The organism is Dyadobacter beijingensis DSM 21582, from assembly GCF_000382205.1.
In the GTDB taxonomy this organism is placed as follows: domain Bacteria; phylum Bacteroidota; class Bacteroidia; order Cytophagales; family Spirosomataceae; genus Dyadobacter; species Dyadobacter beijingensis.
This window is the reverse complement of record NZ_KB907786.1, coordinates 939376-964883: the sequence shown is the minus strand read 5'-3', so window position 1 is coordinate 964883 and position 25508 is coordinate 939376. Positions and strand designations below refer to the sequence as shown.

At 52.6% G+C, this 25508-nt stretch carries 14 protein-coding genes; 4 read left to right on the top strand and 10 right to left on the bottom strand.

What is annotated here, in order from left to right:
* Position 1: 1 nt before the first annotated feature.
* From H144_RS0104040 to H144_RS0104005, 8 genes are all read right to left on the bottom strand, one after another.
* The gene (locus H144_RS0104040) at positions 2–724 is read right to left on the bottom strand and encodes a thioredoxin domain-containing protein (protein ID WP_026350401.1); all 723 of its coding nucleotides are present in this window, start codon (positions 722–724) and stop codon (positions 2–4) included.
* 56 nt (positions 725–780) lie between these two features.
* A complete protein-coding gene (locus H144_RS0104035; protein WP_019940753.1) occupies positions 781–2604 on the bottom strand; it encodes a sulfatase-like hydrolase/transferase in 1824 nt (607 codons plus the stop codon).
* Between the two features lie 15 nt (positions 2605–2619).
* On the bottom strand, positions 2620–4926 hold the full coding sequence (locus tag H144_RS0104030; RefSeq protein WP_019940752.1) for an arylsulfatase: 2307 nt from the start codon (positions 4924–4926) through the stop codon (positions 2620–2622).
* A gap of 32 nt (positions 4927–4958) precedes the next feature.
* Positions 4959–6548: an arylsulfatase gene (locus H144_RS0104025; RefSeq protein ID WP_019940751.1), complete on the bottom strand. Its 1590-nt coding sequence runs from the start codon at positions 6546–6548 to the stop codon at positions 4959–4961.
* A gap of 30 nt (positions 6549–6578) precedes the next feature.
* Complete coding sequence (locus H144_RS0104020) at positions 6579–8147, bottom strand: RagB/SusD family nutrient uptake outer membrane protein (RefSeq protein WP_019940750.1); 1569 nt, start codon at positions 8145–8147, stop codon at positions 6579–6581.
* A 25-nt stretch (positions 8148–8172) separates the two neighbouring features.
* Positions 8173–11232 (bottom strand): SusC/RagA family TonB-linked outer membrane protein, encoded by a 3060-nt coding sequence (locus tag H144_RS0104015; RefSeq protein WP_019940749.1) that lies wholly within the window; start codon positions 11230–11232, stop codon positions 8173–8175.
* A gap of 511 nt (positions 11233–11743) precedes the next feature.
* Positions 11744–13780 (bottom strand): PAS domain-containing sensor histidine kinase, encoded by a 2037-nt coding sequence (locus H144_RS33135; RefSeq protein ID WP_019940748.1) that lies wholly within the window; start codon positions 13778–13780, stop codon positions 11744–11746.
* Positions 13781–13884: 104 nt separating this feature from the next.
* Complete coding sequence (locus H144_RS0104005) at positions 13885–14349, bottom strand: response regulator (protein ID WP_019940747.1); 465 nt, start codon at positions 14347–14349, stop codon at positions 13885–13887.
* Between the two features lie 303 nt (positions 14350–14652).
* On the opposite strand from H144_RS0104005, the gene H144_RS0104000 reads away from it, so the two are divergent.
* The gene (locus H144_RS0104000) at positions 14653–17019 is read left to right on the top strand and encodes a PAS domain-containing hybrid sensor histidine kinase/response regulator (RefSeq protein WP_019940746.1); all 2367 of its coding nucleotides are present in this window, start codon (positions 14653–14655) and stop codon (positions 17017–17019) included.
* Here H144_RS0104000 and H144_RS34210 read toward each other — a convergent pair.
* Positions 17004–17243, bottom strand: a complete 240-nt coding sequence (locus H144_RS34210) for a hypothetical protein (RefSeq protein ID WP_157504431.1) — start codon at positions 17241–17243, stop codon at positions 17004–17006. The two genes, H144_RS0104000 and H144_RS34210, sit on opposite strands and share 16 nt — an antisense overlap.
* A gap of 296 nt (positions 17244–17539) precedes the next feature.
* On the opposite strand from H144_RS34210, the gene H144_RS0103990 reads away from it, so the two are divergent.
* Positions 17540–19465, top strand: a complete 1926-nt coding sequence (locus H144_RS0103990; RefSeq protein WP_026350400.1) for a tail fiber domain-containing protein — start codon at positions 17540–17542, stop codon at positions 19463–19465.
* Positions 19462–20157 (top strand): T9SS type A sorting domain-containing protein, encoded by a 696-nt coding sequence (locus H144_RS0103985; RefSeq protein WP_019940744.1) that lies wholly within the window; start codon positions 19462–19464, stop codon positions 20155–20157. The genes H144_RS0103990 and H144_RS0103985 overlap by 4 nt, the downstream gene beginning before the upstream one ends.
* A 54-nt stretch (positions 20158–20211) precedes the next feature.
* Here the strand turns inward: H144_RS0103985 and H144_RS0103980 are convergent, their stop codons facing one another.
* The gene (locus tag H144_RS0103980) at positions 20212–22770 is read right to left on the bottom strand and encodes a galactose oxidase (protein ID WP_229207835.1); all 2559 of its coding nucleotides are present in this window, start codon (positions 22768–22770) and stop codon (positions 20212–20214) included.
* A 319-nt stretch (positions 22771–23089) separates the two neighbouring features.
* On the opposite strand from H144_RS0103980, the gene H144_RS0103975 reads away from it, so the two are divergent.
* Positions 23090–25333 (top strand): GH92 family glycosyl hydrolase, encoded by a 2244-nt coding sequence (locus H144_RS0103975; RefSeq protein WP_019940742.1) that lies wholly within the window; start codon positions 23090–23092, stop codon positions 25331–25333.
* Positions 25334–25508: the final 175 nt, after the last annotated feature.

Here is a 25508-nt window from a genome sequence, read left to right as displayed (position 1 = left end):
ATCACAAATTCGCTTCTGCGAGTGCCCTTTCTATTTCTGCTTTCGGCGTGACGCCGCTTTTTTTCCAGACGACCTGGTTGCCGCGGTAGAGGATCAGCGTGGGTAATGCCGTTACGCCTACTTCTTTGGTCAAAGATTTGTTTTCGTAGGCTTCGATCGTGATCACTTTTACAGAGCTGGCTTGCTCGTGTTTGATGGAATCGACCGTGGGGGCCAGTTTTTTGCACGACCCGCAGTAGCGCGAGCCGAAGTCGACGAGTACCAGCTTGTCCGATTTCAGGGACGCCTGGTAGTCGGCGAGCGAGAGGCCGGGCCCTACGGTGGAAACGACGGGCTTGCCGAGGCCGATCCATTTGCTCAGTCCTCCGGGCAATTCGGTAACTTCTGTGAAGCCGTTGTCGCGGAGGTCCCTGGCAAGTTTGCCGCTGCGGCCGTTGGCGATGGAGTAAATGAATGTCGGCTTGTTTTTGTCGAGTTTGGCAATGGCTTTGGTAAAATCGGCCTCGTTGGCTACGCTGAAACTGACGGCGCCTTCCAGATGGTTCTGCGCATATTCCTCCGGCAGGCGGGCGTCGAGGATCTGGGCGTTCTTGCCCGCTTTCGCCAGGCGGCTTTCGAATTCCTCGAACGAAACGAGGTCGCGCCGGGGTGCGGTTTGCGCGAAAACGACGGTATGCGCTGCCAGGAGCCATACCCATACAAACAATGGTCTGAATGTTCTCATTACAATTGAGTTTAAAGTGACTTTCTGCTTTCGGTGGTTGGCCTCGGCTATCGACTTTACTGTGAATTCTTGTAATTACTCAGCAGCACTTTGGCGGCGCGGATGTCATAGTCAAACATTTCGGCCTTTTGCGCAGCGATTCTTTCCGCATCGGCAATGGCAGGCGCGGCGTCTTTTCCCGTCAGGTCCAGGACGTTCAGCGCTTGCAGGCGGGCGTAGGGATTGTCGCTTTTTAATGCATCGGTCAATGACGCGATGGCGCCCGGCTTGTCGGTCCCGGTCACGTATAATGCCTCCGCAGCGGCAATTCGGACCGCTACTTCCTGGTCTTTCAATGCCTTTTGCAATGCGGCTTTGCCGGACGTTGCTTTGAGAACCGTCAGCCCGGTAGCTGCCCAGTAGCGGATTACCGGATCGTTATCGCCCAGTGCCGTGATGAGCGCCGGCGCATGCGATGCATTGCGGGAAGTGGCGATATCCGCCGTCGCGATGACTTTTTCAAGGTCATACTTGCCGCTCCGGGCGTAATCGAACAATGGCGTCGTTTTGGCGATTTCATAAATAATGGCTTCGGGAATGAAACCGACATCCCGATAGCTCCTGAGCCATTGTGCATTCGCTTTCCGCAGCCTTTCCAGCTCCTTTTTATGTTTCGGATCGCCGGCCAGGTTGTGGATGTTGTGCGGATCGGCTTCGACGTCGAAAAGCTCCTCCGCCGGCTTCGGCTCCCAGAATTTCGACTGCACAGCATTCAGCTTACCTGCTTTATACAAATCCTCCCACGATTTCACCGACGGTGCCCGCCAGAGGTATTCCAGGTACTGGCCATAAATTTTATTGGGCAAATAGTTACGGATGTAGCGATACTTCTTGTCCCGCACCGACCGCGACATGTCGATCCGCTCGTCCATCCGGCCGCGAAAACCGAATGCATAAGGCGGCTCCGGCTTCTGTTGCCTGCCCAGGAATGCCCCGCCCTGCATATAGTCGGGCACCTTAACGTCCACCAGGCTTAGGACCGTAGGCGCAAAATCCAGGAACGTCACCAGGCGATCGGACACGCTTCCCTGCTTCTGACTGGCCAGGTGCGCGTATTTAGGCGGCAAATGGACGATCAGCGGCACATGCAGGCCCGATTCGTACATAAACCGCTTGCTGCGGGCAAGCACACCGCCATTATCGGCATAGTAGAACACGATGGTATTCTCCGCCAGCCCTTCGTCCTTCAATTCCTGCAACAGCTTTCCAAACTGCCGGTCCATTTCTTCGAGCTTGTCGTAATACTGCGCCCAGTCGTGTTTCAACTCGGCCGTAGCCGGATGGTAGGGCGGCAGCGGCACCTTTTCAGGGTCATGTTTCAAGGCGGGTAACGGCTCGTGCAGGGAGCTTTCGTGCGATACATTGAGGTTAAAAACGGCAAAAAACGGCTGGCCCGGCTTCCGGTTTTTATAAGTCGCCTTGTTGCTCGATTCGTCCCAGGCATCTGGCTGATCGGTCGTGTTGTAGTCTTTCTTGGCATTGTTGGTCGTGTAGTAACCGGCCTCGCGCAGGTATTTTGGAAAGAACTTCACGAACGACGGCGACGGGTACGTGCTGCGCATATGCTCGGTGCCGAGCGAGGGCGGGTACATGCCCGTGATGAGGGTGTTACGCGAGGGTGCACACACGGGGGCCGTGGAAAATGCATTCTGGTAGCGGATACTTTCCTTCGCGAACTGGTCCAGATTGGGCGTCGTCGCAAATTTATCTCCATAGCTGCCGAGCAGGACGGTATTGTCCTCGCTCACGATCCAGAGAATGTTCGGACGGTCCTGCGCCCTTACGCCCGGATGTAATGCGATCGCGAGTATCGCCAGAAGAATTTTACGGATCAGATTCATTTCAATTCCTGGTTATTACTTCGCTAAAACCGCCTGTTGCGCCGGGGCGAGATCGATGGTGACTTTATTGATTTTGCCTGTGAATGCAAAAGGCACTTTATACGTGTCCCCTACCGGCGTGAGGTCGTCGAAACCGACGTTGACCCCTTCGTGCAGGTACAATGCATCCGAGGTTTTGGCCAGCGTCCCCTCGCCTACCTTTGCATTATTGACATACAAACTCACCACGCCGCCGCCATTGGAATCGTATTGCACACTGGCTTTCAGCTCTGCTTTTCCGGCAGGCAATGTCGCATTAGAGGATGCAATCACATATTTATTCCCGTCACCCACGGCATAGGCGAATTGCAGTTTCTGATTTTGGATAAAAAGGCTGAGCCCCCCTGCCGCGCCACCGCGCGAGAGCAGCACTCCTTCCGTTCCCACGCCCGACAATACCGCATCGGCCACGATGGAGAACGAGCGTTTCAATGCAAACGGGCTCGCCACATCGATAATCGTAGACTGGCCGGGATATAGCACCACTTTATCCACATGATTATAAGCGGTCGGCAGTGTAAACGGCTCCGTACCATCTTTCAACGGGTAGACATTGTATTTCAAAGCCTCGCTGTCGAATAGTGCTTTCAATTCTTTCAGCTTCGCCGGATTGGAAGCGGCCAGGTCGTTCGTCTCGTTGAAATCCTCATTCAAATTGTACAACTCCCATTGATCCTTCTCGAAATCCTGCCCTTTGACATGCAGAGAGCCTGCCTTCCAGCCATCCTTATAAATAGAGCGCGAGCCGCGGATTTCATAATACTGAACCGTATGGCGGCTTTTCGCACCGCCTTCATTGAGGCTGTAAGCGAGGCTCGTTCCTTCGATCGGGTCTTGCTTGATACCATTTAAAACGGCCGGTGCCTTGATATTCAGGAGCTCCAGGGTCGTCGGCAAAATGTCCGACACGTGACCATACTGGTTGCGGATGCCGCCTTTCTCCCTAATGCCTTTGGGATAAAAAACGATGAGCGGGTTGTGGGTACCGCCTTCCGAATTGGCGTCCTGTTTCCAGTGGCGGAATGGCACGTTGGTCGCAGCGGCCCAGCCGAGCGGATAGTTCACTTTCGAAAACTCGGTGCCGATCAGGTCGATCTGTTCGATATTCTTCTTCAAACGTTCTTCTTCCGAAATGCCGGTACCGAAGTTGTTCACCGTCCCCACGAACGTACCTTCCTTGCTCGCCCCATTGTCGCCTACCGACACGATCACGATGGTATTATCGAGCTCGCCCGTCTCGCGGATGTGGTTGATCACCCGGCCGATCTCGTAGTCGGTTTGTTCCAGAAAACCCGCGTAGGTTTCCATAAACCGCGCATATAATTTCTTCTCGTCGGCACCTAATGCATCCCATGCTTTCACACCGGGGTTACGCGGCGGCACTTTGGCCGTTTTCGGCACTACGCCGAGCCGGATCTGATTCGCCAGCACCTGCTCGCGGTACGCATCCCAGCCGGCATCGAATTTCCCTTTGTACTTATCCGACCATTTTGGGGCCACCTGATGCGGCGCATGGCCCGCGCCCGTGGCTAGATATAGGAAGAACGGCTTGTCGGGGTTACCGGATTTCTGGCTCGCGAGGTAGCTGATCGCCCGGTCGGCGATGAGTTCGTTGAAATGCTTGCCATCCTGGCGGTCGGCCTCGCGGTGGGTTCCCTCCCACAGTTCGGGATGCCATTGGTCGATGCTGCCGCGGGACGGGAAGCCGTAAAACTGTTCGAAACCGCGGCCCGTCGGCCATCGGTTGAAGGGCCCGGCCGGGGTAAGGTCGGCGAGCGGGGTAATGTGCCATTTGCCCAATGCAAACGTGTTGTACCCGTTATCTTTCAGGATTTCGGCAATGGTACCCTTTTCAAACGGAATGAGCGCGTCGTAGCCCGGTGTGCCGATAGCGGTTTCGGGGAAAAGTCCCATATGCGCAGAATGCGAATTGCGGCCCGTGAGCAGGGACGCGCGTGTCGGTGCGCAAATGGCGGTGGTGTGAAAATTGGTATAGCGCAAACCGTTGTTCGCCAGGCTATCGAGCGTGGGCGTGTTGATCAATCCTCCGAAAGTGCTGATGGCACCATACCCGATATCATCCAGCAAGATCCAGACGACATTCGGCGAGCCTTTGGCGGCCTTCTTCTTTTCCGGCCAGGCCTGCTGCGTTTCCGCAACCGTCTTCCCTATTTTACCCTGATAAGCCGGTGTCGGTGCATATTGCGCATGAACCCCGCTTGCCGCCAGCACAGCCAGCGCGCTGAGCGACAACTTATTCCACGGACGATAAATATTTTTCATAACAAACTGTTTTTGAATAATTTATATCAAAACTATTTAATAGTATTCCAATCGACGACGCCCACCTTCGCGGCCCATTCCAGGTATTCACTTTCCAGTTCCTTCACTTTTTGAGGGAAACGCGCTGCGAGGTTGTCGTTTTCGCTGCGGTCGTTTTTCAGGTCATAGAGTTCCCAGGGCTGGTTTATTTCCGCCACCAGTTTCCAGTCGCCTTTGCGCACCGCGCGGCTGCCTTCATGCTCCCAAAAAATAGTTTTAACGTGGGTGGCTTGCGGGTTTTGGAACAAGGATGTTAGTGAACTGCCCGCGAGCGGCGTCAGCTTTTCGTTGCCGAACGTTGCGGGGTAATGCACGCCGGCCAGTTCAAGGATCGTCGGCGTAATATCGGTAATGTGACTTACCTGTGTGCTCAATGCGTTGGCTTTGATCCTGCCGGGAAACCAGGCGATGAACGGCGAGGCAATGCCGCCCTCGTGCGTATTCTTTTTGAATAATTTAAATGGCGTATTGCTCGCATTACCCCACGGCGGATCATAGCTATCTATCGAATGTACCGAACCCGGTTCGCCTGTTTTTGGGGTTACATAACTCCATTCCCGTACGGTGTCGCTGCTGCCGCCATTGTCGGAGACGAAAATGACGAGCGTGTTCCGGTCGCGGCCGATGGCTTTCAGCTTCGCGAGCACCTGTCCGATGCATTGGTCCATCCGGTCGATCATGGCGGCGTAAATGGCCATGCGCGTGTCCCACTGTTCTTTTTCAGCGACGGACAGTGCATTCCACGCTTTCGCTTTTTCGTAGCGCGGCGACAGCTTCCACTCCTTTTGAATGATGCCGAGCGAAACGAGTTTCCGGTACCGGGCTTCGCGCAATGCGTCCCAGCCTTGCAGGTATTGGCCTTTGTAACGGGCAATATCCTCCGGCAATGCCTGGATCGGCCAATGCGGCGCGTTATAGGCGAGGTATAAAAAGAAGGGGTTTTGCTGGTCCTTTATATGATCGATGGACTCGATTGCGAAATCGGTGATGGCTTGTGTGAGATAGCGTGAGGTGTCGTACCGCTGGATTTCCCGGCCGTTCAGCTGGAAAGTTACCGTGCGGCCGTCATTGTAGAGCGGCTCGGAGTTGAAATAGCTGCTGCCGTTGTTCTGCATCGTGAACGACTGGTCGAACCCGCGGTTCACGGCCCAGGCCGACGGAACAAGGCCCACATGCCATTTGCCGGAAACGATTGTGTTATAACCGCCCGTTTTGAGCAGTTGGGCAATGGTTGCGCTGTTTTTACTTAAATATCCCTGGTAGGCGGGTGTACCTTTGTCCTGCACCATGTCGCCTACGCCCGCCTGATGCGGATACAGGCCGGTGAGCAGCGCGGCACGCGAGGGGCAGCAGCGACCGCTGTTGTAAAACTGGGTAATGCGCAGGCCTTCCTGCGCCAGCTTGTCCAAATGCGGGGTGCGGATCTCGGAACCAAAACTTCCCAGGTCCGAAAAACCCATGTCATCGGCCAGTATCAGCACGATGTTGGGCTTTTCGGAAGGCTTCTGTGCCCATCCGGGCACCAGCGAAATTATCGCTAACGCCCCGATGAGGCTAATCCGGAAGGAAGTATTCTTATTCATTCAATAACACAGATTACAAACTAGTGTGCATTACTCCCACAGCGGGTTCTGTTTCAGCGATGCGTTGTTGTCGATCTCCGATTGCGGGATCGGATAGTAGACGTGCTTCGGCGCGGCATTGGTTTTGCCCACTTTTTTCTGGTTGGTCACAAACGTGCTGTTGTAAGCCGCATCGCGCTGACGGATCAGGTCAAACCAGCGCTGGTACTCGTAGGTGAACTCCAAGCGGCGGTCGAGGTATACCGAGTCGCGGAACTGGTCTTTCGTCAGGCCTGCGGTGAGGTCAGGCAGGCCGGCACGTTTGCGGACGCGGTTCAGCGATTTGTAGGCTTTCGCGGTCGGACCGTTTGCTTCGTTCTCGGCCTCCGCATGGATCAGCAGGAGCTCGGCGTAGCGGATAATGGGTACGTTGGCGGCCGACTGGTTAGTAACTGCCGTCGAAGCCGGGTCGGCCCATTTGTTCCAGAATGGCGTCGAATCGTTCGGTACCGCCGTGTTGGCAATGGTTAGTGCATACTTGCGGCCGTTTGTCGGGCTGGTGAAGCTGCGTACGAACGTTACATCGCGGCGCTTATCGCCTTTTTGGTACAGCTTGTAAATGCTGAAAAACTTGTCGTTGCCCTGCGTGTAGAACCGCACCATATGCGCGTAGTTGCCATTCAACCCCGGCACACCCGACAGAATCGAGCGCGGCCACTCGTTGTTACCCTGCGCCAGTGAGTTGGATTTGAACTGCGCCGAGAAAATGTGCTCTTTATTATTCTTGAATGCCGGCAGGAAAACTTCCGCATAATTCGTCACCAGGTCGTAGCCGTAGGTGCCTGTACCGCCGTCCGCCGACGACAATGCCTCCTCCGCCTTATTCACCGCCGACTGGTATTTCGCGCTCACTTTCAATGGTAAGGAAGCCTGGGTGAGGTACACTTTCGCCAGCAATGCTTTGGCCGCTCCCGCAGTCGCGCGCCCTACGTTGGGCGACGCATACGTGGCCGGGAGCACCGATGCGGCTTCGGTGAGGTCTTTCTCAATCTGCGCATACACGTCGGCCGAAGGCGATTTCGCGATGGCATAATCCGCTGCGTTCACGTATTTCTGGTATTCGAGGATCAGCGGGACATCGCCATACAAGCGCACGAGGTTGAAATAATACAATGCGCGGAGGAACTTGGTCTCACCCAGCAAACGCGTTTTCAATGCCTCGTCGAACTGAATGGCGGGTACCTTTTCCAGCACCACATTCGCCTTTTTGATGGCGGCATAATGCTGCTGCCAGAGTTCGTAAATCCGCAGGTTGGTCGAGGAATGCGCCAATACCGACAGTGAGCGCACGTCGGGGTTGGTGGCGCCCGGTCCCGGATCTTCGTCGTCGCCGGCCATGTTCATACCGGTGTTGAAGAGCGTGTTGTAAGGCGTCTGGATCGACGAACCGCCCGAATTAAGGAAAAAATACACGGCGTTCACGGCATTGATCGCGTCCGCCTGCGTTTTGTAGTACTGGTCTTCCGACAGGAATGCTTCGGGTTCTTCTTTCAGGAATTCCTCGCACGAGAGCGACGCGAATGCCGTGAAACCCAACAGGATATATTTAAATGCTTTCATTTCAATGATTTTGGAATGGTGGTTATCAGAATGTGAGGGACAGACCTACCTGGTAAGATTTGTTGTTGGGATACACGCCCTGGTCGACGCCCTTGTTGATCAGCGACTGGCCATTCAAGCTCACCTCGGGATCGAAACCGGTGTATTTCGTCCAGGTTTTCGGGTTTTGGGCCGAAACATACAGGCGCAGGTTCTCAATGCGCAGCTTCGAAAGCAGCTCTTTCGGGAAAGTGTAGCCCAATGAGAGGTTTTTCAAACGGTAGTAAGTCGCGTCTTCGATAAACCGGTCCGAAATCGTGATCGCCGGGTCCTGGTAAGCCGCTTTCACATCGGTATTCGTGTTGGTAGGCGTCCAGCGGTCGAGCAGCAGGGTCGAGCCGTTCACATAACCTGTTCCCAATTCGAGGTTTGCGCGGTTGGCATTGTACAATTTGCCGCCAAGCGATGCCTGGAAGAAGATCGTCAGGTCAAAACCTTTATAATTAAATGTGTTGGTGATACCGCCCGTCAATGCCGGCTGGTTTTTAATCACCACCCGGTCGCCTGCCTGTGTGATCACGCCGTCGCCGTTGATATCCTTATACTTCTGGCCGCCCGGGCTTTTGTTCTGTTGCGGGGTCAACGGCGCGTCACCTTCCTGGATAATGCCGTCGGTCTGGTACACGATGAACGAACCGAGCGGATAGCCTACTTTCGCGATGGAAGGGTTGGAAATCACCGGAATGATCTGGTCTACGCCGTCGCCCAGGCTGAGGATTTTGTTGGTATTTTTCGAAACAATGAAGATTGTGTTCCATTTGAAAGCGCCTTCGAGGTTTCTTGAATTGATGTACAACTCGATACCCTGGTTGGACACCGCCCCAATGTTCTGGTACACTACGGAAGCTTGTCCATTATAGAAATCGGACAGACCGGAAGTTCCGGGGACCGTGCGCGTCAGGAGCAAATCGGTGGTTTTCTTGTAATAGTAGTCAGCAATGATGTTAATGCGGTTTTTGAACAAACCCAAATCCACCCCGAAATCTGTCTGGAACGTTTTCTCCCAGCCGAGGTTCGGGTTAGGCACGGTGTTAGGCGCAAAACCGGAAACGGTCGTGTTCGAGAAGTTGTAGCGGAAATAGCTCAGCTGCGACAACGACTGGTAGGAAGGAATGTTCTGATTACCCGTCTGCCCGGCGCTCAAACGCAGTTTCAGCAGGCTGATCTTTTTGAAACGCTGGAAGAATTTTTCCTCGTTCACATTCCAGCCGATCGCTGCCGACGGGAAGTAGCCCCATTTGTTGCCGCTACCGAATTTGGACGAACCATCCGCGCGCAATGTAAACGTGAACAGATAACGCTCGTCGAAAATGTAATTTACACGGCCAAGGTAGGAAGCCAGCGACCATTTGTTGGCCAGGGAGCGGGGCGCGATGTTGGTAATACCGGTTGCCAGGTTGTTGTATTCAAATGCGTCTGTGGCAAAACCGGCCGCTTCGGCGATCGCTCCTTTGCTTTCCGATACCTGTGCCGTGAAACCGGCTACCGCATTGATCTTGTTCTTTTCATTGAACTCTTTGTCGTAGCTGATCGTGTTCTCGTTCAGCCAGTTGCTGGTAAATATCGATCCAACGATCGCATCGCCGCTCAGCGACTGGCCTTCGGAAGTAGTACTCGGCAAATAGCGGTTCTGCTTGTTGCCCACGATGTCGGCCCCCACAAGCACCTTGGCTTTCAAGCCATCCGCAATCGTGTACTCGGCCGAAACATTACCCAGGAAACGATTGGTAATCGTCTCGTTCAGCTGGTTGTACAACGAGTTAATGGGGTTCTGTAATGCCGATTCGAACGGACTGTTCACGACAAATGTACCGTTGTCCTGATAAATAGGCAGCGAAGGGGGCGTTTGCAGCAGGTTACCCACAATGGCGGTAGGCGCTACGTTGGCCTTGGTATTGCTGGCATTCAGGCTGGCGAAAATGCGGAGACGGTCGCTGTACTGGTGGTCCAGATTAATGCGGGCCGAGAAGCGGCGAAAGTCGGTATTTTGCAGGATACCGTTCTGTTTGAAGTAGTTACCTGAAATCGCGAGCTTGGTCTTGTCCGAGCCCGAAAGAATGGACAGGTTATGGCTCTGGATAGAGGCACTGCGGAATGCGGCGTCCTGCCAGTCGGTACCAGCGCCCGTCGTATCCAGTGAATAGCCCGAAATAGAAGGGATAGAGGCTGTTTTACCCGAGTTGACCGCCGCGTCTTTCCGAAGCTGCCACCACTGCGCAGCATTCAGCAAGGGAATGGTGCGGAGCACTTTTTGCTGACCGTAATAGGCATCGTAATTAATGGAGGACTTGTTTTTTGAACCGCTTTTGGTTGTGATAATCACTACGCCGTTCGCGCCGCGTGAGCCGTAAATGGCTGTGGCAGAAGCATCTTTCAAAACATCGATATTCTCGATGTCGGCCGTATTGATGGACGACAATGGGTTGATTTTCGAACCGTCGGTCACACCGGCGTCGGTCAGGCCGTAATCGTTGTTGATCGGGAAGCCGTCGATCACGTACAATGGATCGCTGCCGGCTGTAATAGAGTTGTTCCCGCGGATCTGCACGCTCACGCCCCCACCCGGCTGCCCGGAAGTTTGCGTTACCACCGCACCTGCCACAGAACCTTGCAAAAGGCGCTCTACCGATGCTACCGGCTGACTTTTGATCTCAATAGGTACCGATGCGACAGAACCGGTAATGTCCTTCCGCTTTTGTTCCCCATACCCTACGACCACCACTTCGTCGAGCAGGTTCGCCGTTTTCAGGACCACTTCAATGGGTTCGGCCGGCTGCTCGTAAATCTCGATTTCCTGTTGCTGAAAGCCCGTAATGCTGATTTGCAATGTGAAGGGAAACTCCTTGGCGGGCGGAATGCTGAACTTCCCGTCGATGTCCGTCAATGCATATTTGGCGGAGCCCTTCTCGACCACCGTCGCGCCGGGCAATCCCTGCCCTGATTCGTCTTTCACGACGCCTGTAATGGCATCCTGGGCCACGGCGCGGTAAAAACCTGTGAATAGCAAGCCCGTCAGCAGGAACAGGCGAAATAAATGTTTCGTCATTATTTGTGGTGAATAAAATGGATAATCGAGGCACAAGAAGGCTCACCTTCATGCATATACGTAAACACGAACGGCGTGTGCCGGACGGAACAGTTATGCGACGAAGTTGCTGATCCGCATATGCCTCATATGCCGACCAGTCATTTCAATATGAATGAGTCAGGATTTTGTCAGGAGTCAACAACAGGAACAGCACATGGCTGTGAAACGGGGACGTTCGGAAACCACCATCCATCCGGGGGCCTGCATACGGGTCCGTAGGGGCTGGACGAGAAGTAAATCTTTCGCTTTCATAGGTACGATAGAATTTTAGATAAGTGCTTTTGCCCGACTGGTGGTTAATCAGGCAACCTCATTTTTATATAGTCTATAAATATGATAGACAAAGTAAACTTATTGAAAATTAAAACGCAAGGTTTTCCAGGCAGAAACTTTTGAAAACCGGTAATAAGGCATCAAACTACCGGATTTTTACAATCGATAAACCGACTTATCCAATTTCAGGGTCTTTTCAATGCTGCGTGGTGGCAGGGATGAAAACGTGGAAAACGGAACCGATGCCCGGCGAGCCTTCGGCGATAATGTAGCCGTGGTGATTTTGGGCAATTTTTTTACAAATGGCCAGTCCTATGCCTGTGCCTTCGTATTCGTTTTTCCCGTGAAGTCTTTGGAAAAGGTCAAAAATGCGGTTTTCATAACGCTGGTCGAAGCCGATACCGTTGTCGGTGACGCTGATCCGGCAGAAAGGGCCTTGCCCGGGCTCATCTTGCGTGAACGCGTAGGTGACGCACACTTCGGGCCTGCGATCGGGGCTGCTGTATTTGATACCGTTGCCGATGAGGTTCTGCATGAGCTGGTGAAATTGCACGGGAATTACCGGCAATACGGGCAGCTGCTGCACTTCCACAACGGCCTGTTTCTCGGTAATGAGTTCTTCCAGATCGCTTTTTACCTCGTCCACAATGCCGTTCAGGTCGGTTTCGACAAATTTGAAATTAATCCCGCTGGTGCCGGAATAGCTCAGCAATGCCTCGATCAGCTTTTGCATCCGCGCGGACGCAGCGATAATGCGTGCGAAATAATCCCTCGTGTTATCGGAAAAATGCTGCGATTCCTTCTCCATAATGCGGCTGCTGAACGCCCGGATCTTCCGCAGCGGCTCCTGCAAATCGTGCGACGCCACGTAGCTGAACGACGCCAGTTCCTCATTGTTCCGCCGCAGCTCCATGTTCTTCTTGTGCAGGGTATCGTTGAGTTCGATGTCCTTCGTCACATCCTGCAATGCGCCGATCATCAGGTGGTTTTCACCTTCGCGGATAAAATTCCCGCTCAGTCTGAAATGCTTCACCTCGCCGCTTTTCGTGATCACGCGGTAGGTATTCTGTACGATCACCCTCGTTTCGTAAGCCCGGATACCGTCACGAATGGCCTGATGGCGGTCGTCGGGATGGAGAAACGAGAGAAATTGTTCGAATGAGGGCGTAAACTCCTGCGGCTGGTGCCCGATGAGCCGGTACAGGTTATCGGAGCATTCGAGCTCGTTGGTTGCCACATTCCAGGCGTAGCTGCCGATGTTGGCATTCTCTTCCGAATGTTTGAAAATAGAGTTCTGAATGGCAAGCTGACGGTTCAGATCTTTCAGTTTCAGGTCCGATTTGAGTTCCTCCGAAATATTCCGGGCCGTCACGGTGACACTATCCCCCAGCCGCTCGATGCTCGCGTCGAACCAATGCAGCTCGCCTTCGAGCCGGACGTCGATCTGGTAGTTGTCCGGCCGGCCGGTTTCAATGCATTTCACGAGCTTTTCGAAAACCCCGTTCCGGAAAATGCCCGGATACACCTCCCGGCATGTCCGCCCGACAATACTCCCGCCGTCCCGGCCAATTTTTGAAAAAGTATCTTCATTGGTATAAGCAATCCGGAAATCCATGATCTTGCCGGCCTCGTTGCGGATCGCCTCGTAGGACGCAATGCTGTTTCCGGCCGTATTCAGCACCGATTGGAGGAATTGCTCGGAATGCCGCAACCGCTGCGTCCGTTCTTCCACCTTTTTTTCCAATTGCTCGGAAAACATGATCTGGTCATGAATGTCCATGCAGCCGCCCACATAGCCGACAAACACACCTGTGGCCGTGTAGCGGGGCACGCCTTTGTCGGAAATCCAGCGGTATTCCCCGTCGTGCCGGCGCAGGCGGTAATCCATGCTGAACTCCTTGCGGGCGTCGAAATGCGAGATGTAAATGGCGAGGCAGCGGTCGAAATCGTCGGGATGAACGCCTTCGGCCCAGCCGTCGCCCAGTTCTTCCTGCATGGTGCGGCCGGTAAAGTTCAGCCAGCCTTTGTTGAAGAAATAACAGCGTTTATCGGGACCTGAAAGCCATATGAGCACTGGTGCCGTATCGGCGATCGCCGTGAAACGTCCCTTCATTTCCTGTAAATATGCGAGCGTATCGCCACCATCGGCGGCGGCCTGTCCGAGCTTCGCCTTATCCAGCTCGGCTTCGAGCGCTTCAATGCGTTTCAGCAACGCATCCGTTTCTGCATTCATATGGAGGTCTTGTGGAGGTCTTCGCCATTTTCATTCCCACCAATTTACGCGGGGTATGCCACAATAGCAACGGCAAACCACGCCGTTTTGCAGAAAAAGAATTGTTACGACAGCAGGTTTTGCCTTAATATAAAATCCAGCTCGATAGCCACGTCGATGTACTGTGCCCGCAAACCCGTTTTACGCAAAAGCGAAATCTCGTAAGCCGCATTGATCACGACGCGGATTTGTTCCTCGTCCCAGGGTTTTTCCATGCGGTAATGTGCCAATCCTGTGCCCAACGCATCAGAAATGGCGGTAGCATCCGTGAACCCCGTTAGCAGCACCCGCAAGATGTCTGGATATTTGCGTAATACTTCTGTCAAAAACTCCACGCCCGTCGTCATCGGCATGCGTTGATCAGTGATAACTATCTGGATGTCTTTGGTGTTTTTCAGAACTTCTAATCCTTCGGTGACGGAACTGGCCGTCAAAACATTAAACTCTTTCCTGAATGTCGCTTTGAACGAATTCAGATTATGGATCTCATCGTCCACATAGAGTACATTGATTGATTTTGAAGTTGCCATGGGTTAGGTCGCCGCATAGACCTGGTTTTGCCGTTTGCAAACCGGAAACTTTTCGGCTATAAGCAAATATTACGTTTCCCTGACAATGGCCTGTCAACGACTTATCGACTGGCGGGCGCTAAAAATCAAAAGGTTATTTGATTAATTTAAAGGCGCACAAGCATTTAGAAAAAAGGCAGTAACGGCTGTTTGTATCCGTTAAAAAAGTTTTCGGCAGGCAAGATTTCGTAAAAGAGTAGGCAAAGATCTTTTGAGGGTTTTGAGATGGAGAAATTGTTTTAAATTTATACGAACTAATTCTATATGTCCGCGATGCAATCCAAGTTCTCCGCCGAATCTCTCGATATGGTTATTGCTGGTGTCAACGCCGGCATTTGGGACTGGGTTTTCAGCACGGGCAAGCAGGTCTGGTCTGACCGCTTTTTTGAACTGCTGGGGTATCAACCAGGTGAAATACCAACTGGCTACGAGCCATTTACCGAAATACTCGTCCACCCCGACGACAAGCAGATTGTCGCCGACGCCATTCGCAAACAGCTCGAAAACAACATTCCCTACCTCGTTCATGTAAGACTCAAAACCAAAAGCAATGGCTACCGCTATTTCGAATGCCGTGGTAATGTCCGGTTCGAAAACGGCAAGCCCGAACGCATGGTAGGTTCTGTGAGCGACATCCACGAGAATGTGATACAAAAAGAGCATCCGGGCAAGCTGGACGGGGTTTTGCAGGACCTGACCCAGCGCAAGCTCGTCGAAGAAAAGCTGAGCGTGATCTTTCAATATTCAACAGACGCACATTTACTGCTCGACGAGGGCGGAATCACCGATTGCAATGAAGCAGCGGTGAAAATGCTGCGCTGCAGGAACAAAAGCGAGCTGCTATCGATACACCCGGCGCGGTTTTCGCCCGAATTCCAGCCCGACGGCCGCCGCTCTTCTGAAAAATCGGTTGAAATGGACCGGCTGGCTTACGAAAACGGCTACAACCGCTTCGAATGGGTACACAAGCGCATGGACGGCGAGGAATTTCCCGTGGAGGTGACGCTAAACCCCGTGATGATCAGCAATAAAAAGGTGCTGCTCGTCGTGTGGCACGACATTACCCACCGCAAGCGGGCCGAGGAACTCATCCGCCGCAACGAAGCCATGCTCGCCGAATCGCAGCAGCTCACGCACAGCGGCAGCTGGGAGGCCAACCTTGTGACGGGCCAGAACTATTGGTCGGACGAGGCATTCCGCATTTTCGGCCTCGAACCGGGCAGCACCGGCCCCGACACCGAGCTTTTTTCGGCCATGATCCACCCGGAGGATATGCCACTCTATCGCACCCATATCCGCGACGCGGTCAATGAGCGGAAACCCGCCAGCTTCGATCTCCGGATCGTACTGCCGGGCGGGCGCGTCAAGTTCATCCACGCCATCGGCAAGCCGTTTGTCGACACGACTGGCAAGGTTACCAAGCTTTACGGGGCCATTATGGACATCGACGAGCAGAAGAAGACCGAGCAGGAGCTGATCAAAGCGAAGGAACAAGCCGAAATGGCGGCCATCGCCAAGTCCCAATTCCTGTCGACGATGAGCCACGAGATCCGCACGCCGATGAACGCGGTGATCGGCTTCACGCATCTGCTCCTGCAACAGGACCCCAAGCCGGAGCAGATGGAATACCTCAATATCCTGAAATTTTCTGCTGAAAACCTGCTCGTACTGATCAACGACATCCTGGATTTCAGCAAGATAGAAGCCGGGAAGATCGAATTCGAGGAGGTGGATTTCAATGTATTGTCGCTCATGGAGAATATCCGCTCCGGCGTGCTGCAAAAGGCCAATGAAAAGGGTATTTTGCTGAAACTGAAAGTGAGCAACGATGTGAATGTGACCGTGGCAGGCGACCCGGTGCGGCTTGGGCAGATCCTGACAAACCTTGTGAGCAACGCCGTCAAATTCACGGAAAGCGGTAAGGTGACCATCTCCGCGGCCGTGTCGGCAAGGGAGGGCGACCGCGTCACGATCGATTTCCGTGTGGAAGACACGGGCATCGGCATCCCGCCCGAAAAGCTCGGGAACATATTCGACAGTTTCACCCAGGCGACCTCCGACACGACCCGCAAATACGGCGGTTCCGGCCTCGGACTGACGATCACCAGACGGCTGCTCGAATTGCAGCACAGCACGATCCGCGTCGACAGCACGCCCGGTGAGGGCTCGGCATTCTATTTCAGCCTCACCTTCCCGATCAGCGCCAAACACCTCGCCGAACAGGCCAACGGCGCTCCGGCGAACCATTTCGACCTGGAAGGGATGCGGCTGCTGATTGTGGAAGACAACAATATTAATGTGCTGCTGATGAAGAACTTCATGAAGCACTGGAACGTGGAGTACGACCTCGCCGAAAATGGCCTCGTGGCCCTCGAAAAGGTACGAGCGAACGATTATGATTTGGTATTGATGGATTTGCAAATGCCTGAAATGGACGGTTACGAAGCCACGCGCCACATCCGCCGCCTGCCCGACGAGAAGTACAAGCGCCTGCCGATCATTGCGCTCACGGCCTCGGCGATGATGGACATCAAGGACATTGCATTTACGGTAGGTATGAATGATTATATCAGCAAACCGTTCAGCCCGGCGGAACTGTACGCCAAAATAGCCTCTTATCGCAAGAAGTAACCTCTTTTCGCCAGCGAATCCAGCGACGGCGAATGCCTGCCGGAGCGTATTTCTTCCATTTGGACCGCTCCGTTCCCAAACGCTCCCGGCGACCAGCGCAGCAGGTAGGGATGCCTTTTTACGGTACGTTTTTCATGAAATAGCCAGGGGTCGCAGAATCTTAAAATCAAACAAATGGCCAACAAGACAATCGCCCAGACGGGTGATTTCACTTCTTTTCTCATAGCTGCGGGTATTAGGTAAAACCGGAAGCTACGTCCGGTGCCCCAAGTTGTCGACAACCCGTGCGATCCCGGAAATCCACTTATTGCCCGGCAGGGGAAACTTACCAAGCGATTACTTAGTGTCATTTCGCCGCAGGTTCGACTGGTTTTCACCGACGCCTCCCCAACTCTCCGTCCCGCCACATTTTACCGCAGGCTATTTCCCCGAACGCCGATAAATCATCCCGTCCCCCACCTAACGGGAAACCTGCCCATATTACCGCCCACATTCTATTAAAGCCCAAACATTTACACACATGAAAAATCTATTGATCCTCTCTATGCGGCAAATCACCCCGGCCACCTTGTCGGGCCTGCTGCGAATCAAATTCGAATACAGACGTACGCGGAAGGTCAAAACGCGGGTGGTTGTTCTGCTTTGTCTGCTGGTTGGCTGTTTTTCGCAGGCGATAGCGCAAGCGCCGCAGCAGTTTAGTTTTCAGGGGGTTGCGAGAGGGGTGGATGGGAAGGTTTTGGTTAGTAAGAATATTACGGTGGGATTCGATATTCACCAGGGAAGCGCTAATGGACCTGTCGTATTCAGCGAGGCTCATAATACGATTACAAATGCTAACGGAATTTTCAACTTGCAGATCGGGGCAATAACAGATCTCAGCAACATCAACTGGGAGGCAAATTCCTATTTTTTGCAAACGGCGATGTATTACGATGGATTGCCAGCCGTAGTCGATTTAGGAACGACACAGCTGCTAAGCGTTCCGTATGCTCTGCAAACCTTGAAAGCCATCCAAGCAACTAGTTCCCTAAAATCAGATACAGCTGTCGTGGCAAAAAAATGGGTAGATGACGAACCAATAGTCCAAACTGGAACCAGCGGAGCAGGTTCTTTACCAGATGTTTCAACCGGAAACCTGCTTATTTGGTATCCTAAAAATGCTGCCTTCAGGGCAGGAAAAAATACGGGGAACAAATGGAATCGGGCGACTATGGGCATTAACTCATTTGCAACAGGGGAGGGTACTCTTGCTTCTGGAGACCAGTCGGCATCCTTTGGTACTAATACGGAAGCAACGGGCATCAACTCATTTGCCATTGGATATGGGTCCAAGGCGTCAGGTACGAACTCGTTCGCAACAGGATCGAACGCAAACGCGTCAGGTATTATCTCGGCGGCAATTGGCGAGAACGCGGCAGCATCCGCGAGTGGAGCGATAGCAGTGGGTTTAAATAGCAAAGCAACCGATTTTAGATCCGTAGCAATAGGGAATGCTGCCGAATCGTCGGGGCAGGACGCGGTCGCACTCGGGTATAACTCGAAAGCGACTAATACCAATTCGCTTGCTTTTGGTAACGGCTCGGAAGCCACTGGAATAAACGCTGTTTCTTTTGGTAACTCCATCGCATCCGGACTTCGTTCTGTTGCAATGGGAGAAGGTGCACTTGCAAAAGCGATTGACGGGGTTACTATCGGCACGTACAATAATTCCGGAGACTTCCCTGGGGCGCAGCAAGCGGCCACTGACCGATTATTTCAGATCGGAAACGGAACTAGCGCATCTCGTTCAAATGTAATTACGGTGCTAAGAAATGGCAATGTCGGATTTGGTAATAATTGTGTAAATCCTGAATATGTCTTGGACATTGGAGGCCGTGCTCGGATAAAAAACAACGGCGGAAGCAACACCGCGGGTATTTATTTTAACAATTCCCAAAATATAACAGAAGGCTTTGTTGGAATGAAGTCAGACGATGAAGTCGGTTTCTATATCAACAATTTATGGCGTTTCATCGTACATAGCGGCGGCAACGTTTATGCACAACACTATTCAAATTTTTCTGATCGGGCGTTAAAAACCGATATTCATCCATTACAAAATAGCTTATCAGGACTTCGTAACATGCAAGGCTACTCTTACCACTGGAAGGACACAAAGAGCGCCCAAACACTACAAACCGGTGTAATTGCCCAGGAAGTCGAAAAGGTATTTCCAGAGCTGGTCTCCCTAGCTGGCAACGGCTTCAAAGCCGTCAACTACATCGGCCTCATCCCCCACCTGATCGAAGCCGTCAAAGAGCTCGACAAAAAGACGGAGGAAATAACCGCTTTGAAAAAGGAACTGGCCTCGTTGCAGGAAATGAATCGAAAGCTCAATGCATTGGAAGCCAGCTTGAAGAGCTTGATGCAAGGCCAACATGAAACTTCAACGCAGACCGGCAAATGAAAAGATTATTCACTATCACCGCTATCGTTCTATGCGCATATCATACGCGGGCACAGCAAATTTCTCCCGGGGCCATCTACGCCGCCACTGGCTCCGGATCGGCCAATGGCGTGAGCGTCAACTGGGTGTTGGGCAGCCTCAATACGTTTTCAGATTTATCCGTACTGCCGGTGAAACTCATCAGCTTCGAGGGACGGCTGAACGCTGCCGGCCTTGCCGAGCTGCATTGGAAAACGGCCGAAGAAGTCAACAACCTCGGGTTCGAGATACAGAAGTCGCCGGATGGTAAAAAATGGGAACTGCTCGGATGGGTAGACGGTGCGGCCAATTCCAAAACGGAGCATAGCTACCATTATATCGATCAGGATTTCGTGACGACGAGCTACTACCGCCTGAGGCAAGTCGATTTCGACGATTCGTACACGTACAGCAAGATCGTATGCGTGATCCCGCAAAAGGAAAGCCTCGACCGGTTCTACGTTTACCCGAATCCGTCACACGAAAACAAGGTTAGGGTCCAAATGCCGGAAAGAACTCAAAAGCTGCTCCTATTCGACCAGCTCGGCCGGAAACTCGGCCAGTTCGACGCACCCGCGACGGAACGTACCATTACTTTGCCCAATACCGGTTCCTACCTGCTGCAAATCGATACGCCGGTGGGAAGCAAAACAACAAGGCTGAATTTTCACTGAGGGTTAACTGGGGTTTTTACAGAGGCCGCTATCTTAGCGGTCTCTGTTTTGTTTTTAAGAATGCAGCACTTCCGGCATGTCTTTCCGGAAATCTTCGCCGTAAATGCGGTTGTACTCGCGGGCGAAGTTTTCGAAGGTGGTTTTTGCGAGGGAATGCTTACCCAAGTGGGCTAACGCCTTGCATTTGAGGATCATCGCTTCTTCGTTCACCGGGTCGAAGTAGAATACATAGTTGGCGAGTTTCACGAGGAATTCCGCGTCGTCGGCAATTTTTACGGAGCCTGCATAACGCAGGTAGGCATCGACAATCTCGTTCGATATCTCGGATTTGAAACTATCGAGCCATTCGTACTCTACATTCGAAAGGAAATTGCCGCGCTTGGTAATGCTTGCCAGTTCGATAATGCTTTGCTTGCTGAGCAGCTTGCGGTTGCCCACGAGGTTGAGATAATGCATATAATCGACCTCTATCTTCTCGAAATCGATCTTGATCTTCCAGTAACCCGTCTCTTTCGACACCTGGCAGTGCTTCATTTTGTCGAGGATCGCTTTCAGTTTGGCGATATTCACCGAGCGGTTGTTGCGCGCACTTTCGGAAGGCTTGTCAAACCACAATAACTCCTTCAATTTCTCCGAACTGATCCCATCCCAACGGATCGAATACAGCAATATCACTAAAAACAGCTCCTTCACGAGCGGGCTGAACTGTTTCGTGATCTCGTTCCCTTCCTCATCGTACAATTGCAGGTTACCAAACAGCAGGATGCAGCTATGGTACGGAACAGCCTTCCCGATCTCCTCTTCCTCCGGCCCGACGGCTTCAATTTCGGCAACGGTCGCCGTTGCGGCAGGTACCACCGGGCCCACAATCGGCGCTTTGGTCGCTTTTTGCTTGCCCAACTGGCCCGGCATGTAACGGTACAGCCAATATCCCAGCAGCGCAGCACACACCAGCGCGCCGATGCCCCATAGCGTTCGCCCCAGATCGTCATCAGACGACGCCATTTGCGGGGCCACCGTTTCCAGCGGCGGCGCATAGAGTGAGTAAATGGCCACTTTGGTCTGCAAATTGGCATCGCGATAGAGCGTCACCGCTACGAAACGGCCATTGGCTTTATCGTAAAAAAGGTCGGCAAACGACTCGATGTCAATAAACTGATAAGGTACTTTGGAACCGACCGCCTTGAATTCCGGCCGCGTCAGCGAGCCTTTGATGAGTTGCAGCTCCGAACTAAACTGATGTTTCGGGAATATTAATGCATAGTACGAGCTATCCTGTTCATTGATAATCATTGAGTTACCAAAAACAAAATCCTCTTTCGGCACTTTCAGCTCATAAATCTTCCGGAATGTCCGCTTTGCCCGGTCGAAATACAGCAGGTCGTACCAGTTGCGCGGGTTGAGCATTTGCTGGCCTGTGGAGCTGCCATACCCGCCCATCACATACGCGCCCCCGTGTGTAGCGCCTAGCGCGGCCAGGTACCTGGGCGTGAACGCCGAGTCACGGAGCGGGACCTGCTGCCAGGTGCCCGACGGTATGTGGTAACGCTGCACCTCCTTCTTGTAAGCCAGATGCCCGTAACCGCCCAGCATATAAATGGAAGAATCGGCGGGCGACAGGAATTTGTTGGCGTGCAGGTAGTAAGTCTTTGCCTGCGGCACTATCCCGCTTTTGTCCCAGCTTCGGGTAGCGGTATCGAATACGGAAACCTGTTTTTCATTCAAGAACACATTATACAACCGGTTCCGGCCGGTGTCGAAAAGGACCTGGTTATCGACATAAACAGGCTGGCGGCCGGTTTGGTAGGGCATCGTTACCAGCCGGTTGCCGGCGAGGCTGAACCGCACGAGCGAGTCTTCTCCCACCACGAAAACGTGGCTGCCTTTTTCATCGAAACCCACCCGTACGTAACCCTTCATCGTCACCGTTTGCAGCAATTTCCACTCGTAATGCAGCTTTTTAATCCAGATCGGATTGGCCGCGGCTGCCGGTTTGTGGCTGATTTCCTCGGTTGCCTTTAACCCATCCGTTTCATTCAGCGGCCAGTTGTACGCCAGCCGGCCGGCCTCGCGCAGTTCTATATGCCGGATTTTCATCGGCGGGACGTCGGTCGTCCGGAATTCCTTGTATTGATTGGCCCCGAAAAGGATTTTGTAACAGCCCTTTGTAATGTACTTCACCGGCTGCGAAAAGCTCTTGTTTCCGTACACGACCGTAATCTGCTGTTTTTGCTTCTGAAACCGCAGGATAATGCGGTTCCATTTTGCGAAAAGGTCATCGCCGTGAAAATCGAATGCGACGGGGGCAAATTGCTCGCCGATGATGAGTTTGAAATGGTCCTGGTTGACCGAACTGTTGTCGTAAATCAGGTCGATATTTTGCTGATCGTCACCGATGACGCGCACGATGTAGCCGAAATAGGTCTTTTTATTGCGCAGAAATGACAGTTCAAAAGACAGTTCGAAGTCCTTATCGAAGCAAATGGTACCATCGGGGCTCAGGTCGAGGCCCGTCCGTTTATCCTGCACCGCTTCAAAACTCTCAAAACCAAGTCCGTACGACTGCGCTGACGCTTCGCGCAGGCGGCCCGACAACAGTGTTAACCAAAACAAGAGAAAAATAGACCTGAATTTCATAAGAGTGGGGAGGCAGGAAAACCCAAAAAGTTTTCCTCCGGCAATGCATTTAAGGGTTACGTTAATCGATTGTTAAGCTTTTCTTAAGTAGCGCGCGTTTATTTCGTGTTCTCGTCCACACACCGCTCTTGGACGATATCAATTTAAAGTTAAACAATAACCAGGGTTTTTAATAACCCGTTGAACACATCCTTGTATTTTCAGGAAAGCCCGGTACAAACTGTTAACTATACTTTCTAAAACCGATTTCATGGAAAATATAAGCGCCGAAACCGTCATTAAAATTTAATTAAGCATGATCCAACCTTTCAAAAACCTAACCACATCCTCATTCATACTTGCCTTTTGCTTACATTCAGTAACCACTCCCGCACAGCATTCCCCGGAAAAAGATAACCTGCAATACGTGGACCTGCGCGTCGGGAATGTGGGCCAGCTGCTGGAACCAACCCGTCCTACCGTGCAGCTGCCCAACCAGATGATGCGAATGTTCCCCGTCCGCCAGGATTACCTCGACGACCAGATTTCGAGTTTTCCCGCCATCGTCGTATCGCACCGCCTCGGCCAGGCTTTCGCGTTGCGCCCGAGCATCCGGCCCGTAACCGCCGCGGCCTGGACGCACAAAATGGCCTACGACCACGACCTGGAAGTACTTCGGCCTTACTATTATTCGACCTATCTGATCGACGATGAAGTGAAAGTAGAGTTCGTTCCGGGCAACAAGGCGGGCATTTATCGCTTTGAATTTCCCAAAAACGGCCACAAAAGTATCCTGTTCGACCTGTATAACAATGGCGAAGGCAGCTGGAAATTCAATGGTGGAAAAGAAGTGACGGCGAAAGAGATTTACCATGACGACATTCCCGTGTACCTCTACGGCACGTTTAGCCAGCCCGGGAAAACCGGCTCGGTGAATGGCGATAATGTGGTAGCCGGCGACGAAGTGAAAGGTAAAAGGGCGCAAGCGTACGTTACTTTTCCGGACGATGCGACTAATATCGAATTCCGATATGCAATCTCGTACGTGAGCCCGGAGCAGGCCCGGAAGAATTTTGAAAAAGAGGTCAAAACGGCTGGATTCGAGGATTTGAAGAAGGCCGGCGAGCAAATATGGTCAAAAACCATCGGTCAAATTCGCGTCGAAGGCGGTACCGAGGGCCAGAAACGCAGTTTTTACTCGTCGCTTTACCGTACCTACGAGCGGATGGTGAACATCTCGGAGGACAACCAATATTACAGCGGGTATGACAAAAAGATCCACACCAGCAACAGGCCGTTTTATGTAGACGACTGGACGTGGGACACTTACCTCGCCCATCACCCGTTGCGCGTGATCCTGAACCCGGCGCAGGAAGAGGATATGCTGCAATCGTTCGTGAATATGTATGAACAAAGCGGCTGGCTACCGACTTTCCCCGTGCTTTTTGGTGATCATGCGTGTATGAACGGCTTCCACTCGTCGGTTACGATGCTCGACGGCTACCGCAAAGGCCTGAAAAACTTTGATATAGCCAAGGCATATGAAGGCATGAAAAAGAATGCCGAGCAAGCTACCATGCTCCCCTGGCGCAACGGCCCGAAGTGCGAGCTCGACGACATTTACCATACCAAAGGCTTCTTCCCGGCATTGCATCCGGGCGAAAAGGAAACGGTGAAACTGGTGGACAATTTTGAAAAACGGCAGGCCGTGGCGGTCACCCTTGGCGGCAGCTACGACGACTGGGCCGTGGGCCAGCTGGCCAAAGACCTTGGAAAAGAAAGCGACTTCCAAAAGTTCAATGCGCGGGCGACGAACTACAAAAACCTTTGGAACGACGAAAAACAGATGTTCATCCCGAAAGACCGCCAGGGCAAATGGATCGCCATCGATCCCAAATTCGACGGCGGCATGGGCGGACGCGAATTTTACGACGAAAACAATGGCTGGACTTACAAATGGCAGGTTCAGCACGATATTAATGGCCTGATCAGCCTCATAGGCGGCAAAAAGCAGTTCGAGAGCAGCCTTGATCAGCTTTACCGCGAGGGCCTAAGCCGCAGTAAATACGAATTTTGGAGCAAATTTCCCGATGCGACGGGCCTTGTGGGACAATATTCAATGGGTAACGAACCTAGCTTCCACATTCCGTACCTCTATAATTTCACGGACGCGCCCTGGAAAACACAAAAACGTGTGCGGTTCCTGCTCGACGTGTGGTTCAAGGACAATATTTTCGGCATTCCGGGCGACGAGGACGGCGGCGGGATGACGGCATTCGTGGTCTTCTCATCGATGGGCTTCTACCCGATCACGCCAGGCCTGCCCGTGTACACCATCGGCAGCCCAGTGTTTGAAAAAGTAACGATCGACCTGCCGAACGGCAAGCAGTTCAAGGTGATTGCCAAAGATTGCTCGGTTACCAACAAATACATCCAAAGCGCCAAAATGAACGGCAAACCCCTCAACGTACCGACCTTCACCCACGAAGAACTCGCGAATGGCGGGACGCTGGAACTGGAAATGGGGCCGCTGCCTAATAAGGGTTGGGGCGTTAGATAGTTGAATTTTGAATGATTGAATGATATGCTACTCGTCATTCAGTCATTCAATCATTTGTACCCTACAAAAAATATCCCTCCAACAACCGCCGGAAGGATATTTACGATACTCAACGTTAATTAATGCACAAATTTACTTTGTACAATAGAGTGCACATATAGAGTTAAAACGTTGC

Excerpts from the sequence above, each read along its gene's own strand:
- H144_RS0104040 (WP_026350401.1), bottom strand. The coding sequence starts at position 724 with ATGAGAACATTCAGACCATTGTTTGTATGGGTATGGCTCCTGGCAGCG.
- H144_RS0104035 (WP_019940753.1), bottom strand. The coding sequence starts at position 2,604 with ATGAATCTGATCCGTAAAATTCTTCTGGCGATACTCGCGATCGCATTA.
- H144_RS0104030 (WP_019940752.1), bottom strand. The coding sequence starts at position 4,926 with ATGAAAAATATTTATCGTCCGTGGAATAAGTTGTCGCTCAGCGCGCTG.
- H144_RS0104025 (WP_019940751.1), bottom strand. The coding sequence starts at position 6,548 with ATGAATAAGAATACTTCCTTCCGGATTAGCCTCATCGGGGCGTTAGCG.
- H144_RS0104020 (WP_019940750.1), bottom strand. The coding sequence starts at position 8,147 with ATGAAAGCATTTAAATATATCCTGTTGGGTTTCACGGCATTCGCGTCG.
- H144_RS0104015 (WP_019940749.1), bottom strand. The coding sequence starts at position 11,232 with ATGACGAAACATTTATTTCGCCTGTTCCTGCTGACGGGCTTGCTATTC.
- H144_RS33135 (WP_019940748.1), bottom strand. The coding sequence starts at position 13,780 with ATGAATGCAGAAACGGATGCGTTGCTGAAACGCATTGAAGCGCTCGAA.
- H144_RS0104005 (WP_019940747.1), bottom strand. The coding sequence starts at position 14,349 with ATGGCAACTTCAAAATCAATCAATGTACTCTATGTGGACGATGAGATC.
- H144_RS0104000 (WP_019940746.1), top strand. The coding sequence starts at position 14,653 with ATGTCCGCGATGCAATCCAAGTTCTCCGCCGAATCTCTCGATATGGTT.
- H144_RS34210 (WP_157504431.1), bottom strand. The coding sequence starts at position 17,243 with ATGAGAAAAGAAGTGAAATCACCCGTCTGGGCGATTGTCTTGTTGGCC.
- H144_RS0103990 (WP_026350400.1), top strand. The coding sequence starts at position 17,540 with ATGAAAAATCTATTGATCCTCTCTATGCGGCAAATCACCCCGGCCACC.
- H144_RS0103985 (WP_019940744.1), top strand. The coding sequence starts at position 19,462 with ATGAAAAGATTATTCACTATCACCGCTATCGTTCTATGCGCATATCAT.
- H144_RS0103975 (WP_019940742.1), top strand. The coding sequence starts at position 23,090 with ATGATCCAACCTTTCAAAAACCTAACCACATCCTCATTCATACTTGCC.